The sequence below is a fragment of the Haemophilus sp. THUN1692 genome (genome assembly GCF_059704395.1).
Map to the genome: position 1 here is coordinate 941649 of NZ_AP046579.1, position 14256 is coordinate 955904.

At 37.6% G+C, this 14256-nt stretch carries 14 protein-coding genes, 1 tRNA gene and 2 pseudogenes; 6 read left to right on the forward strand and 11 right to left on the reverse strand.

The features are described 5' to 3' along the window. Positions 1–2: 2 nt before the first annotated feature. The 3 genes from rlmH to AC6H0A_RS04525 form a co-directional block, all read right to left on the reverse strand. The gene (gene rlmH / locus AC6H0A_RS04515) at positions 3–470 is read right to left on the reverse strand and encodes a 23S rRNA (pseudouridine(1915)-N(3))-methyltransferase RlmH (RefSeq protein ID WP_005639560.1); all 468 of its coding nucleotides are present in this window, start codon (positions 468–470) and stop codon (positions 3–5) included. Between the two features lie 53 nt (positions 471–523). Next, a complete protein-coding gene (gene rsfS, locus AC6H0A_RS04520) occupies positions 524–832 on the reverse strand; it encodes a ribosome silencing factor (RefSeq protein ID WP_005635481.1) in 309 nt (102 codons plus the stop codon). Between the two features lie 125 nt (positions 833–957). Then, on the reverse strand, positions 958–2613 hold the full coding sequence (locus AC6H0A_RS04525; protein WP_005639555.1) for a putative transporter: 1656 nt from the start codon (positions 2611–2613) through the stop codon (positions 958–960). Positions 2614–2819: 206 nt separating this feature from the next. Between AC6H0A_RS04525 and AC6H0A_RS04530 the strand changes: the two genes are divergently transcribed. From AC6H0A_RS04530 to mreD, 4 genes are all read left to right on the forward strand, one after another. After that, entirely contained in the window at positions 2820–4598 is a 1779-nt protein-coding gene (locus AC6H0A_RS04530) for an ABC transporter ATP-binding protein/permease (RefSeq protein WP_044232009.1), read from the forward strand. A 133-nt stretch (positions 4599–4731) separates the two neighbouring features. After that, the gene (locus AC6H0A_RS04535) at positions 4732–5787 is read left to right on the forward strand and encodes a rod shape-determining protein (protein WP_005639552.1); all 1056 of its coding nucleotides are present in this window, start codon (positions 4732–4734) and stop codon (positions 5785–5787) included. A 79-nt stretch (positions 5788–5866) separates the two neighbouring features. Next, positions 5867–6922 (forward strand): rod shape-determining protein MreC, encoded by a 1056-nt coding sequence (gene mreC / locus AC6H0A_RS04540; RefSeq protein WP_005639551.1) that lies wholly within the window; start codon positions 5867–5869, stop codon positions 6920–6922. Then, on the forward strand, positions 6922–7410 hold the full coding sequence (mreD, locus tag AC6H0A_RS04545) for a rod shape-determining protein MreD (protein WP_005639550.1): 489 nt from the start codon (positions 6922–6924) through the stop codon (positions 7408–7410). The genes mreC and mreD overlap by 1 nt, the downstream gene beginning before the upstream one ends. A gap of 50 nt (positions 7411–7460) precedes the next feature. On the opposite strand, the gene AC6H0A_RS04550 is transcribed toward mreD, so the two are convergent. From AC6H0A_RS04550 to AC6H0A_RS04570, 5 genes are read right to left on the reverse strand one after another with little or no spacing between them, the layout of a single operon-like run. After that, on the reverse strand, positions 7461–8237 hold the full coding sequence (locus AC6H0A_RS04550) for a TIGR01619 family protein (protein ID WP_005639549.1): 777 nt from the start codon (positions 8235–8237) through the stop codon (positions 7461–7463). A gap of 9 nt (positions 8238–8246) precedes the next feature. Then, positions 8247–9050 (reverse strand): exodeoxyribonuclease III, encoded by an 804-nt coding sequence (gene xthA / locus AC6H0A_RS04555; RefSeq protein WP_005639548.1) that lies wholly within the window; start codon positions 9048–9050, stop codon positions 8247–8249. A 47-nt stretch (positions 9051–9097) separates the two neighbouring features. Next, positions 9098–9772 carry a TIGR01621 family pseudouridine synthase gene (locus tag AC6H0A_RS04560; protein WP_005639547.1) on the reverse strand — a complete coding sequence of 225 codons (675 nt, stop codon included), beginning with the start codon at positions 9770–9772 and terminating at the stop codon, positions 9098–9100. Beyond that, positions 9772–10836 (reverse strand): YcjF family protein, encoded by a 1065-nt coding sequence (locus AC6H0A_RS04565; RefSeq protein WP_005639546.1) that lies wholly within the window; start codon positions 10834–10836, stop codon positions 9772–9774. The genes AC6H0A_RS04560 and AC6H0A_RS04565 overlap by 1 nt, the downstream gene beginning before the upstream one ends. A 59-nt stretch (positions 10837–10895) precedes the next feature. Beyond that, positions 10896–11558 carry a Bax inhibitor-1 family protein gene (locus AC6H0A_RS04570; protein WP_005639545.1) on the reverse strand — a complete coding sequence of 221 codons (663 nt, stop codon included), beginning with the start codon at positions 11556–11558 and terminating at the stop codon, positions 10896–10898. Positions 11559–11738: 180 nt separating this feature from the next. Between AC6H0A_RS04570 and AC6H0A_RS04575 the strand changes: the two genes are divergently transcribed. After that, a tRNA-Ser gene (locus AC6H0A_RS04575) sits at positions 11739–11828 on the forward strand. A gap of 57 nt (positions 11829–11885) precedes the next feature. On the opposite strand, the gene AC6H0A_RS04580 is transcribed toward AC6H0A_RS04575, so the two are convergent. Continuing rightward, positions 11886–12440, reverse strand: a complete 555-nt coding sequence (locus AC6H0A_RS04580) for a YtfJ family protein (protein WP_005639544.1) — start codon at positions 12438–12440, stop codon at positions 11886–11888. A 103-nt stretch (positions 12441–12543) separates the two neighbouring features. On the opposite strand from AC6H0A_RS04580, the gene AC6H0A_RS04585 reads away from it, so the two are divergent. Then, on the forward strand, positions 12544–12870 hold the full coding sequence (locus AC6H0A_RS04585; protein WP_005639543.1) for a zinc ribbon domain-containing protein YjdM: 327 nt from the start codon (positions 12544–12546) through the stop codon (positions 12868–12870). On the opposite strand, the pseudogene AC6H0A_RS04590 reads toward AC6H0A_RS04585, so the two are convergent. Continuing rightward, positions 12871–13213 (reverse strand): annotated as a pseudogene (locus AC6H0A_RS04590) (IS3 family transposase); the annotation flags it as partial. A gap of 460 nt (positions 13214–13673) precedes the next feature. Beyond that, positions 13674–14183 (reverse strand): annotated as a pseudogene (locus AC6H0A_RS04595) (bifunctional glutamate--cysteine ligase/glutathione synthetase); the annotation flags it as partial. Positions 14184–14256: the final 73 nt, after the last annotated feature.

Below are 14256 nucleotides of genomic sequence, written 5' to 3' on the forward strand. Positions count from 1 at the left end.
TACTATTCTCGATGATAAGGATGATTAGTAGTTAGCGACCATGCACGATACAAACTTTCAGCAACCACAACACGAACAAGTGGGTGAGGTAATGTCAAGGGCGAAAGCGACCAACTTTGCTCTGCGGCAGCTTTACATTCAGGCGAAAGCCCCTCAGGTCCACCGATCAACAAACATACATCACGACCATCGTTTTTCCACACTTCTAGTTGCTCGGCTAACTGTGGTGTGGTCCAAGGTTTACCTGGAATGTCTAACGTCACGACTTTACCTTTTCCACAGGTAGCTAACATCGCTTTACCTTCTTGTTCTAAAATACGTTTAATATCAGCATTTTTTCCACGCTTGCCTGCTGGGATTTCAATCAGTTCAAAAGGCATATCTTTTGGAAAACGGCGTTGATATTCCTCAAAACCCGTTGTAACCCAAGAAGGCATTTTTGTTCCGACAGCAATTAACGTGAGTTTCACAAGTCATCCTTATCTAAAAAGTGCGGTTATTTTTCACCGCACTTTACCAATATTTACGCCCAAAGTTTCTCTAATTGATACATTTCACGCGCGTCACGTTGCATGATATGTACGATTGCTTGACCAAGATCCACCACAATCCAATCCGCAGTATTTTTACCTTCTTCACCAAAAGTTTCAAAACCAGCTTTTTTACATTCTGTAATTAAATTATCCGCCATTGCAGAAACTTGGCGGCTCGACGTCCCCGTGCAAATAATCATATTATCTGTAATTGATGATTTTCCACGCACATCAAAATGTACAATATCTGTTCCCTTTAACCCATCTAAGGTTTCCATCAAAAATTCAACTAATGCCATTTTGTTCTCGCTTCGCAATAAAAGTGCGAGATTCTATCATTGAATACCCTCTCGCGCAAAATCCATACAAAAAATAAGCGCGAAATTAACCGCGCTTTTGTTTGTATAAATTGAACTTATTTTGGCTATGCCGCCCACAATAACACTGCCAATAACTGCGGCGACATTATCCGCAAGAACATCACTAATGGATACACAGTGGCATAAGAAAGTGCCGCCGCACCGTTATCTTCTTTAATTTCATTAGCAAATGCTAAAGCTGGAGGATCTGTCATTGAACCGGCAAGTAAACCACAGATTGTAAGGTAATTCAGTTTGCCATATAAACGAGCTAAAATACTGGTAATCATTAATGGAATAAAGGTGATAAAAATACCGTATCCCATCCATTCAAGACCTGAGCCATTCAACAAGGTATCAAAGAAACTTCCGCCTGATTTTAAACCTACCACGGCCAAAAAAAGAACAATCCCTATTTCACGCAATGCCAAGTTAGCACTAGGTGGCATAAACCAGTAAAGTTTACCAATCGTACCAATTCTCGCTAAGATCAACGCAACCACTAATGGTCCACCAGCAAGCCCTAATTTTAACGCAACTGGGAAACCTGGAATATAAAATGGAATCGAGCCGACAAGCACACCTAAACCAATACCGATAAACACTGGTAACATTTGCACTTGAAGTAATTTCTGTTGTGCATTGCCAATGACTGAAATGGCTTGATTTAGTACATCACTGCGTCCAACCATATGTAGCACATCGCCAAATTGCAATGTGGTATTTCCCGTTGGAACTAGCTCAATACCTGCACGATTTAAACGTGAAATCACCACGCCATATTTTTGATGAATCCCCAAAGTGCGGATCTTTTTACCTAAAACTTTTTCGTTCGTCACTACAACTCGCTCGGAACGAATTTCGCCACTATAGGCAACGGTTGGTGCATCAACTTCGTGCCCGATAATCAAACGCATTTTGGCAAGCGAATTATCATCCCCAACTAGTTGTAAAATATCGTTGGTACGAATCTCAGTACTTGCCTTTGGAACGATTTCCATATCATCGCGTTTTAAACGTGAACATACGACTTCTTCATCACTAAATCCTGGAATTTGAATTAACGTAAGACCATCTAGATTTTGGTTAGTCACTTTTAAAGAAATATTATGTAAACTTTCTTTATCTTGACTGCTCTCAGCATTAAAACGAGCGGCTTCATCGTCCACTTTAACTTTAAAAAACAAGCGGATTAACCACATTGCAAGCAAAATACCACAAATTCCGAATGGATAAGCCATCGCATAAGACATCCCCATAGTCACAGTGGTTTGAGGCACCCCTAATTCTGCCAGAATTTGCTGCCCTGCCCCCAACGCAGGCGTATTGGTGACAGCACCAGAATAAATACCTAGGGCAATATCAAGCGGAACATCTGTAATTTTATGTACAAGAACCACCGCAACAGAACCCAGTAAAACAATCAAAATAGCAAAGGCATTTAGCTTTAAACCAGATTTTCGTAAAGAAGAAAAAAAGCCCGGCCCAACCTGAATACCAATAGTGTAAACAAATAAAATCAAACCAAATTCTTGCACAAAATGCAACGTATGTGCATCCAGTTGCAAGCCATATTGATTGGTGAAATGAGCCACAATGATGCCACCAAACAGCACACCACCGATGCCAAGCCCAACCCCACGGATCTTCCAATGCCCGATCCATAGACCGATTACGGCAACAAGGGCAAGAAGACTAATCGTGATTGCAATATCACTCATATTGACCCCTTAAAAATGAAATTTAACTCCTTCGGATTATATCCAAGTTATTTTTTGAAAACCTTAACCAAACTCAAAAAATGATACGTTCGTCACATTTTTTCTTGCGAAATTGAGCATAGGCTCTACAATACCGAAAATTTTTGACCCTTTTACAAAAAAGTGCGGTTATTTTTCACCGCACTTTTATCTCGGATGGAATATTTATGGATTACGGCCAAGAAGCCATTACTTCTCTTATTTGGATTTTACAAACGCTCGCGATTACCTCAATCGTCTTTAATTTTGGCATTTTTCTTTTAGTCCGCTTTACCCAATGGGGAAAACAATTTTGGATGTTTGCAGGCGGTTATCTTTCACCTAAACGTAGCATAAAACCTATCCTATTCTTTCTACTTATTGTTGCGATGACATTACTCAGCGTACGTATCAGCCTTGTACATTCTGAGTGGTACAAAAATATGTACACATCATTGCAAGAATTTAATGAACATGTATTTTGGCAACAAATGGGCTTGTTCTGCGTCATTGCCGCAAGTTCTGTTTCAGCAGCATTAGTAAGCTATTATTTAGAGCAACGTTTCGTCATCAACTGGATTGAGTGGCTTAACGAACAGCTTGTTGATAAATGGATGGCACATCGAGCCTATTACAAAACACAGTATTTATCAGAAAATCTAGATAACCCCGATCAACGTATTCAACAAGATGTTCAATCTTATGTAAAAACCACGCTTTCTTTAAGCACCGGAGTGATTGATGCGGTCACCTCTATAATCTCTTACACGATTTTGTTATGGGGATTAGCCGGTCCAATGATGGTACTTGGCGTGGAAATTCCACATATGATGGTGTTCTTAGTGTTTGGCTATGTCATTTTCACTACCCTCATTGCATTTTGGCTCGGTCGTCCATTAATATCGTTGAATTTTATTAATGAACGCTTAAACGCAAACTACCGTTATTCTTTAATTCGCATAAAAGAATATGCCGAAAGCATTGCTTTTTATGCAGGCGAAAAAGTCGAAAAAAATCAGCTTTATCAACAATTCAACGCTGTCATTCATAATATGTGGATCATTGTGTTTAGAACACTAAAATTTTCAGGATTTAACTTAGTTGTAAGCCAAGTTTCTATTGTTTTTCCATTATTAATTCAAGTTGGACGTTACTTTGAAAAGCAAATAAAACTGGGTGATCTAATGCAAACCTTACAAGTATTCGGTCAGTTACACGCAAATCTTTCATTCTTCCGCAATACTTACGATAGTTTTGCAGGGTATAAAGCGACGCTCGATCGTTTAACCAGTTTCAGCTATGCCATTGAAATGGTGAATCATAAATCACAAATACAAATCCACAATCATTCTACAGATGTGATTTTCAAAAACTTAAGTGTTAAAAATCCATTAGGTCACACACTGATAGAAAATCTCAACATTACGCTACCGCCAGGAACAAGTTTACTCATTCAAGGAAAATCGGGGGCAGGGAAAACGACACTTTTACGAACAATCGCTGGACTTTGGAGCTACGCAGAAGGCGAAGTAAGTAGCCCAACAAACAGTCAACTTTTCTTATCGCAAAAACCCTATGTGCCACAAGGAAATTTGATGTCGGCATTAACTTATCCCAATAAGCCCGACAATATTTCACATACTCAAGCGGTAGAAATATTAAACAAAGTGCAACTGGGACATTTGGCTGAACAATTAGAAAAAGAACAAGACTGGACGTGTATTCTTTCTCTTGGAGAGCAACAACGTTTGGCATTTGCTCGTTTGATTCTACACAAACCTGCCGTAGCCTTCTTAGATGAAGCCACAGCAAGTATGGATGAAGGTTTAGAATTTGCGATGTATCAACTATTAAAACAAGAGCTACCAAAAACCACGCTAATCAGTGTTGGCCACCGTTCAACGTTGAAATCTTTACATCAGCAACAACTGACGCTGCAAGATAAAGGTCAGTGGCAACTAATATAAAAAACACGAAAAACAACTGTAATTTCAACACATTTTTTGGTACATTTAGCAAAGTTTTTTGCGTGCTTGGCTGTGAAATAATTTCACTTTTTCAGCCAAACAAAATTAACTCTGATTTTAGAATGGAATAATTATGTTATTTAAAAAAATTCGTGGACTTTTCTCAAACGATCTTTCTATCGACTTGGGTACAGCCAATACATTAATTTATGTCAAAGGACAAGGTATTGTCTTAGATGAACCTTCTGTTGTCGCAATTCGCCAAGATCGTGTTGGCACATTAAAAAGTATTGCGGCAGTAGGTAAAGAAGCAAAATTAATGCTTGGGCGTACACCGAAAAGCATCGCTGCCATTCGCCCAATGAAAGATGGTGTTATCGCAGACTTCTTTGTTACAGAAAAAATGTTGCAATACTTTATCAAACAAGTTCACAGCGGTAATTTTATGCGTCCAAGCCCTCGTGTACTGGTATGTGTTCCTGCTGGTGCAACACAAGTGGAACGTCGTGCAATCAAAGAATCCGCAATCGGTGCTGGTGCGCGTGAAGTATATTTAATTGAAGAACCAATGGCAGCCGCAATCGGCGCTAAATTACCTGTTTCTACTGCAGTTGGTTCTATGGTAATTGATATCGGTGGTGGTACAACTGAAGTCGCTGTTATTTCCTTAAACGGTATCGTATATTCTTCTTCAGTTCGTATTGGTGGTGACCGTTTTGATGAAGCAATTATTTCTTATGTTCGTCGCACTTTTGGTTCTATTATCGGCGAACCAACAGCAGAACGTATCAAACAAGAAATCGGTACAGCCTATATTCAAGAAGGTGATGAAATTAAAGAAATGGAAGTGCATGGTCATAACCTTGCTGAAGGGGCACCTCGTTCATTCACCTTAACCTCACGTGATGTTTTAGAAGCTATCCAACAGCCATTAAATGGTATTGTTGCGGCTGTTCGAACTGCACTCGAAGAATGTCAACCAGAGCACGCTGCTGATATTTTTGAACGAGGTATGGTGTTAACTGGTGGTGGTGCACTATTGCGTAATATTGATACGCTTCTCTCTAAAGAGTCTGGCGTTCCAGTAATTATCGCAGAAGATCCATTAACCTGTGTTGCTCGCGGTGGCGGTGAGGCATTAGAAATGATCGATATGCACGGTGGCGACATTTTTAGTGACGAAATTTAATTTAGAACAAAAATAAAAAGTGCGGTTAAAATGACCGCACTTTTCCTTTTAATCTTTTTATCTCAACGTAGGACGCTTAATGAAGCCTATTTTCGGTAAAGCCCCCCCGCTTGGCATTCGATTATTATTAGCTATAGCAGCTTCCCTTTCTTTAATCTTAGCTGATGGTCAAACTAATTCAATGACTAAAGCTCGCAGTGCCATGGAAACTGCAGTGGGTGGTCTCTATTATCTTGCCAATAGCCCTCGTACAGTATTAGATGGGGTATCAGATAATTTAGTAGATACCAGTAAATTACAAATCGAAAATAAAGTGTTACGCGAACAATTACGTGAAAAAAATGCAGATTTACTTTTACTAGATCAACTCAAAGTTGAGAATCAGCGTTTACGTTTATTGTTAAACTCCCCTTTACGCACAGATGAATACAAAAAGATTGCAGAAATTTTAACTGCAGAAACAGATATTTATCGTCAACAAATTGTTATTAACCAAGGGGAAAAAGACGGTGCATATGTAGGCCAGCCTGTAATTGATGAAAAAGGCGTTATTGGTCAAATTATTTCTGTGGGGGAGAACACGAGCCGAGTATTACTCTTAACTGATGTCACCCATTCTATTCCAGTACAAGTTCTACGTAACGATGTTCGCGTCATTGCAAGTGGAACTGGGCATACTGATGAGCTAACTCTTGATAATGTACCTCGTTCTGTGGATATCGAAAAAGGCGACTTACTTGTAACGTCTGGTCTTGGTGGCCGTTTCCTTGAAGGCTATCCAGTAGCGGTTGTACAAAGCGTGTCACGCGATGGTTCAAATTACTTTGCAACGGTTAAAGCTAAACCTCTCGCCGCCCTTGAACGCTTACGCTATGTATTGCTGCTTTGGCCGAGCAATTTAGATATGTCTAAAGTAAAATCGATGTCTCCAGAAGAAGTGCGTAATTTAGTGCAAAAACGTTTAGAAAGCCAAGCAAATGAAGCTGATTACAAGGTAAAAAAAGCCCCATTAACAGACGATAATCTTCAAGAAAATAAGGATAAATCAACGGTTGAACCTGAAATTCCAACTGATGCACCACAAAATGAAGAAGCTGTACCGTCCGAACAACAAGAACATAGGGAAGAAGATTAATGCAAACTCGCTTTATTTTACAATGGCTCACTATTTTGAGTTTCTTTGTGGTGGCATTAGTGCTAGAACTCGCACCCTGGCCACTTGGTTTTCAGGCATTTAAGCCTGCTTGGTTAGTTCTCGTTTTACTTTACTGGGTTCTGGCTATTCCAAATAAAGTCAGTATTGGATGGGCATTTTTATTAGGTCTGGTATGGGATTTAATCCTAGGCTCTACATTGGGTATTCATGCCCTAGTCCTTTCTATGACAATTTATTTTGTGGCAAAAAACTATCTGGTACTCAGAAATTTATCGCTTTGGTTTCAAAGTCTTTTAGTGATTGCGTTTGTGTTTATTGTCAGATTAGCTATTTTCTTAGTCGAATTCTCCCTGCATACCGCATTTTTTAACTGGCAAGAAATCTTTGGGGCTTTAGCGTCGGGAATACTATGGCCATGGGTATTTTTATTAATGCGTAAAATGCGCCGAAAAGTTAAATTACATTAAAAAAGAGAGATAAATATCTCTCTTTTTATGACTTGTGAATGTGCAAACACCTAATTCAACTGCTTGTTCGCATCCATTAAAGAATCACATTCCCAGCCAATATACTCTCCCGCAAATTGTCCAGCCAGTTTTTCAAACCGTTCTACTTGTTCAAAAATTTCACCATTATCTAATGAAATTTCTTGCTCTAATTTCACCAAGAAATAAGGTTCATCATCTTCATTAAACTGAATAGCTTGTGCGGAATATTGTAATGTCGTGAAAGAATAATCCCCTAAACTAAGTTCATCCATGAAAGGAAACATTTTCTCTTCTTCATCAAAATGAAAACTATGCTCCACCAGATAGGTATCACTTAAATCACGACTTTTATTTTTCAGTAAATCAAGTAACTCTTCCGTTGCATTTAATTTAATCTCTAATGGAGAAGCAAGCAAAAAGTCAAAATAAGTATCCCAACTTAAATCCTTTTGTACATTAATATCTTTAACAAAATCAATTTGTTGTAAGGTTTCTACTACAAGATTTTCATGCTCACAATAAAAATGCATTTTCGCTTGGGAATTACAAATAAAATGTCCCGCAAAAAATACATTCGGAAGTGCGGTTAATTGCGCCAGAATTTTAAATACACGATTAATTAACTTATCGTATTCAACTTCTGAGGGCAAACCGCTTTTATCATCTGCCTTATAAGCGATAGTGAATTGCACTATTTTATCGAGCTCTTTACCGTGATATTTTTCAACATCTTCAATATTTGCGGTAAACACGGCAGGCATACCGTTCACGGTAGAACGATAATTCTGCCAATTTGCCATATCCATTTCGCTTTCCTATTTAAATTCAGCCCAAATCGGTGCGTGATCAGAAGGTTTTTCCATTGCTCGAATATCTAGTGCAATGCCCACATCGACACAGCGTTCAGCCAATTTTTGACTTACTAAAATATGATCAATTCGTAAACCTCGATTATCATCAAAACCTTTAGAACGGTAATCAAACCACGAGAATTTATCATTTGCTGTCGGGTTCAGTTTACGGAAACTATCTTCTAATCCGTAATCGTACAAACGTTGATACCACGCTCGTTCTTCAGGTAAGAAAGAACATTTACCTGTGCGTAACCAACGTTTACGATTTTCATCTCCGATACCAATATCTAAATCACTTGGGCTAATATTCATATCGCCCATAATTAAAATAGGATTCGATTTGTCGTGTTCTTTTTCTAAATACTGTTGAAGATCTGCATAAAATTTCTCTTTAGCTGGAAATTTTGTCTCGTGCGCACGACTTTCCCCTTGAGGGAAATAGCCATTAATTACAGTTAGCAAACCAAAATCAGTTTCGAGATTAGCCATAATAATGCGTTTTTGCGCATCTTCATTGTCTGTTGGAAAACCACGACGAACCGCTTTAGGCTCTTGTTTTGTCAATAATGCTACGCCATAGTAACCTTTCTGACCGTGATGAAATACGTGATAACCTAAGTTTTCTGTAATTTCATAAGGAAAAGCCTCGTCAGCAACTTTAATTTCTTGCAAGCCGATTACATCTGGCTGATATCTTTCAATAATAGCTTCAAGTTGATGTGGTCGAGCACGTAAACCATTTATATTAAAAGAGATAAATTTCATTTTTGTTCCTATTAAAGAGTAAAATTGTCTTTATTATACAGAGATTTCTATTTTGATAAAAACGGCTTTGCCAGATAAGCCTTAATTTGTGCAAACACACTGGATTTAATCCAAAATTGACCTTGAGAGGGTAAACAAGTTACCGAAATAAAATCATTCAAATAATCAAATTCCAATTGGACAGCATGCAAATAAGTGCGGTCAATTTTTTCAGTATTTTTACCATAAAGTTCATCGCCTAAAATCGGACTACCTAAACTTTTCATCGCAACGCGTAATTGATGAGTTTTCCCCGTTTTTGGTTTTAAAATAAATAAACGTAAATTAGGCTCACAGCTTACACTTTCAAAACGCGTAATTGCGGGATTGTCTTTTGTTTGGCAAAGTTTCCATGCGCCATCTCGGGATTTCTTCATATCCCCGATAATCAAACCTTGTTTCTTTTTAGGCTTTTGGTTACTTAATGCCAGATACGTTTTATGAATTTTATGTTCAGAAAAAAGTCGTGAAAATTCAGCCGCACTTTCAGTATTCAGTGCCAAAATTAATAGACCCGACGTCACTTTATCCAAGCGATGAACCAACCATACTTGAGGTATATTCAGTTGTTTTGCAACAAGTTCTGTTAAGCCTTGTTCTTCTTGATCTTTATGAACACTAATACCTTCAGGCTTATTGATAATAATAAAATCGCTATGTTGATAAACAACCTCAATTTTCATCAGACTTGCTCCTTTTTGTAAATTTTATTTTTACCGAGAACAATATCTTTCACCGAGCTAAGTAATTCCTGTTGAATATGTGAAAGCTTTGGTTTTTCATTTAATTGAAATGCTAATGGGCGACAAAGCTCCATTGCTTTCACGCCTAATCTAGCAGTGATCAATCCCACACCGATTCCTTGAGCTATACGCGCAGAAAGCTTTGCTGTTATATCTTGAGAAAGCCAATCCATTCCAATATCTTGTGCCACTTCGGTTACCCCAGCAAAAGCGATATTGACCAATACCATTCTTAACAATCGAATGCGTGAAAAATACCCAAATTCAATCCCATAAATGTCAGCAATCCTATTCATTAATCGAAGATTTCTCCACGCAATAAAAAACATATCAACTACAGCAAGTGGACTAATCGCGACAATCACAGCTGATTCAGCAGCCATTTTACTAATCAATTTTTTAGCTTGTGCATCAAAAGTAGACAAAACATTACGACTGAATAAATGAGTAATTTCTTGCGCAGAATAAGCTTCATTTAATTGGTGTTGCCATTGAATTACCGCTGGAGAATCATTTTCCAAACGTAGAGATTTTGCAATATCTAAGCAAAGAACTTTACTTTTTTCTGCGTTATGAACAGAAAAAACATCGCCATTTTTTACTGCACTTTCTAACCAAATCTGCTGACTTTGTTGTTGCAATTGCTCACGTTTTTTTAAACGAACTAAACGTTGCCACTCGCCAATAATCTCTTTAATCCCCAATAAAATGACAATTAAACTAACTAAAGCAAAAGCAAGATAAATCCATTGATGTTGTTGATAGCTATCCCAAATCCACTGGATGGATTGCGCAAATGTCGCCGCACCAAATAAAAGTGCGGTAAATTTTAATACCGTTTTTCCAAAACCTGATTTTGGTTTCAATGCCTGCTCAAGTTGAGCATCAAGTAATTCCCCTTCCAAGGGTTCATCCAGCTTTGTTTCTACATGATGAAACTCTTGCTTAGGCTGATATTGTTCTTCCTCAACGTTGACTGCATGTTCAAAAATTTGTTTTTCCATTGCCTATTCCAAAAAATAACCCCACTGAAAAGTGGGGTTACAATGTCAAAATTCAATCATTATTCATCGCTTGAGAAGATAGAAAGTAATCTTAATAAACTCAAGAATAAATTGTAGATTGAAACATAAATATTAACGGTTGCGCGAATGTAATTCGTTTCACCACCATGGATGATATTACTCGTTTCATACAAAATAGTCATTGTAGAGAACACAACAAATAATGCACTAATTGCGACTGATAATGCAGGAATTTGGAAGAAGAAACTTGCCACCATACCAAGCAATAGCACAATAAATAATGCGAACATTGCGCTTGATAAGAATGACATATCTTTTTTCGTAGTTAACACATAGGCTGAACATGCGAAGAACACAATTGCAGTTCCTGCGAATGCAAGCATAATCAAATCTTCCATTCCACGTGCCACATACATATTTAAAATTGGCCCGATGGTGTATCCCATAAATCCTGTGAAAGCAAAGGCCGCCAAAATACCAGCAGGACGATCAGCTAATTTATTTGTTAAGAAAAGTAAGCCATAAAAACCCACTAATAACACAATAATATTTGGATATGGCAAGTTTAGACTCATTGAAATAAACGCAACAACCGCTGAAAATGCCATTGTTAATCCCGATAAAAAATACGTGTTACGCAACACTTTATGTGTGCTGAGTAGCGATTCCTGCTGAGCATCCACAATAAGACGTGATTGCATAAAAGCTCCTTGTAAAATAAGTAAAAAGTCTCCTGTAAAGTAAGGGGTAGAGTTAAAAAAGTCAATGGTATTGATAGAATTAATTTCATCAAAATGAATAAATTATCATCACCTAAACTTAAATCATGAGATTTCTGTTTACATCAATAAAATATTCATTATACTACGGACATCAATCACGGAGGAATGGTCGAGTGGTTGAAGGCACCGGTCTTGAAAACCGGCGAGGGTTTACGCCCTCCTAGGGTTCGAATCCCTATTCCTCCGCCATCAGAATTAAAAAAATCCCTAAGTCGAAAGGCTTAGGAATTTTTACTTTGTATTACATTATTTAATCAATCCATTCACTAGTGAAATAACAGCCTGAATATCGCTATCAGACAACTTTCCTTCTTTCACAAATTTTACTTTTCCCGTTTTATCTAACACGATAATTGCGCTATCTTTAGAATTTAATCCCCAAGCATTTTTCACCGCACTTTTATCATCTAATACAACCTGGCTATGTGGATTTTGCTGTTTTCCTTTTTGTGCACCATTTTTTACAAACATACCTGTACCAACAATCGCATCATCTGCATTAATAATGGTCGTTGTTTGGTATTTTGCAGGATTAAAATGAGATGCTTTTATCGCATCGATCATTGGCTGATTTTTCTCTTTTGCTGCAGTTCTACCAGCCAAATGATGAACTACACGCACTTTACCTGCTAACCCAGCAGAACCCCAAGGTTGAAACGCAGTATCTTTTCCAGAAAGTACAATTTCACCATACTCATTCACTTTGACCGATGGTAAAGATTGGTCTAATTGCAAATTGTGCGCCCAAGTTGAACTACTAAACATTACGCCACAAACTAAGGCAAGAATTTGTTTTTTCATACATTTTCCTCAAAAATTCATCAAAAACTTTCACGCTTTGGAGAAAGACATCTTTTTTGCTATACTCGCGCGCCTATTATATGTAATCAAGAAGGAAAACCCAATGGATCAAATGCCTAATTGCCCAAAATGTCAAAGTGAATACGTTTACCACGATTCAATTAATTTTGTTTGCCCTGATTGCGGTAATGAATGGGATAATAATGAAATTCAAGAATCCGATGAAGATCAACTCATCGTAAAAGACAGCAATGGGAATTTGCTTGTAGATGGCGATGATGTACTTTTGATTAAAGATTTAAAATTAAAAGGTTCATCAGAAGTATTGAAAAAAGGTAAAAAATTCAAAAACATCCGCTTAGTAAATGGCGATCATAACGTCGATTGCGGCAAAATCATGTTGAAATCTGAGTTTTTGAAAAAAGCTTAATCAAACAAAAATGCGGTCTAAATTGATCTGCCCCAAGAAAGTTAGACTGTTATTTAAAGAATTGTTTTCGATATTATATTAGACTCAGTCCTTTTAATTTTAGTTGACGTCGATGATTATAGTAATCCAAATAATCCTTGGCGGCATCAACTATCTCTTCTCTACTGTAAATTCCAAGCCATAAAAACATTCTGTTTTTAATCGCCCAAAGAAACTTTCCATCGCGGCATTGTCCAAGAAGCAACTCCCTTTTCTCGACCTACTTTTGAATGATGCCATGTTCAGCCAAGATTCGACGATAAATCGCCATTTAATACTGCCAGCCTTGAGCTGAATGTAAAATGACACCACAAGCTTTGTTTAATTCTTTGGCGTTTGGATAATTTCCGTTGTTCGATTTCGTCCTAAAATCAGAGTATTCTCACCCCCTTTAAATAAGCTATCTTCGCTTCCAGCTGTAAAATTATCAAACATAAGCAGTCTTCTTCCGTTTTAGAAGAAGGTATTTTGGCATATTTATTTCATAGATGGTCGTCCTAATAGGTTACAAGGAATCAGCCTATTTATGCCATTTTTTCAATGCATTTCAACTAGGTTCTAACTGATGTGTCTGAGGGAATATTATAAAAACTAGCCGCTTCTCTGATACTCATTTTTCAATTCAGAATAGATTGGAGAACCTGTAATTTAAATTCGATTGTGTAGTGTTTATACCTATAATAAAATCTGTACCTCAATTGTTGGTTTGTTTAATCCAACTCTTGGGGTGCAGATAATTTCTTATCTCTTAACTTAAGTTGATACTACATTTCTATATTTGGAAACAACATTTTAATGACATTCTTAGTCAATCTTCTTGATTTACCTTGATAAGGGAAAATATGCATCATCATCATTGGATTAAAATTAGTTTCAATCACTCCGCAGGAATTTAAGGATGGTTCAGCTTGTTTTGTTAAATCAGGAATAATTAAATCGACCCCGCAAACTTTAGCCCCCATCGCACGAGCAACCCCTACAGCAATCTGTTTATAACTCTCATGCATTTTATCAGTCATATCAATAGAATCATCACCTGTACTAATATTAGAATTAGCACGTAACTGCACAATTTGACCAGCCTGAGGTACACTATCAGGTATTAATCCTTGTTCTTTTAACTGTAATAATTCTATGTCACCTAAAGCGATCTTTTTGAGAGGTGAACGAGAACCATCTCCCCGTAAAGGATCTGCATTTTTTATCTCGACCAATTCACGCACCGTATTCTTTCCATCACCAATAACATTTGCAGGTACACACAATAACAATCCGCACGTAAAACGTGCGGTTTTTAGGCCCCTATAAGAGCCTATACTTCACAAGCCACTTAAGGGGCTTGTGAGA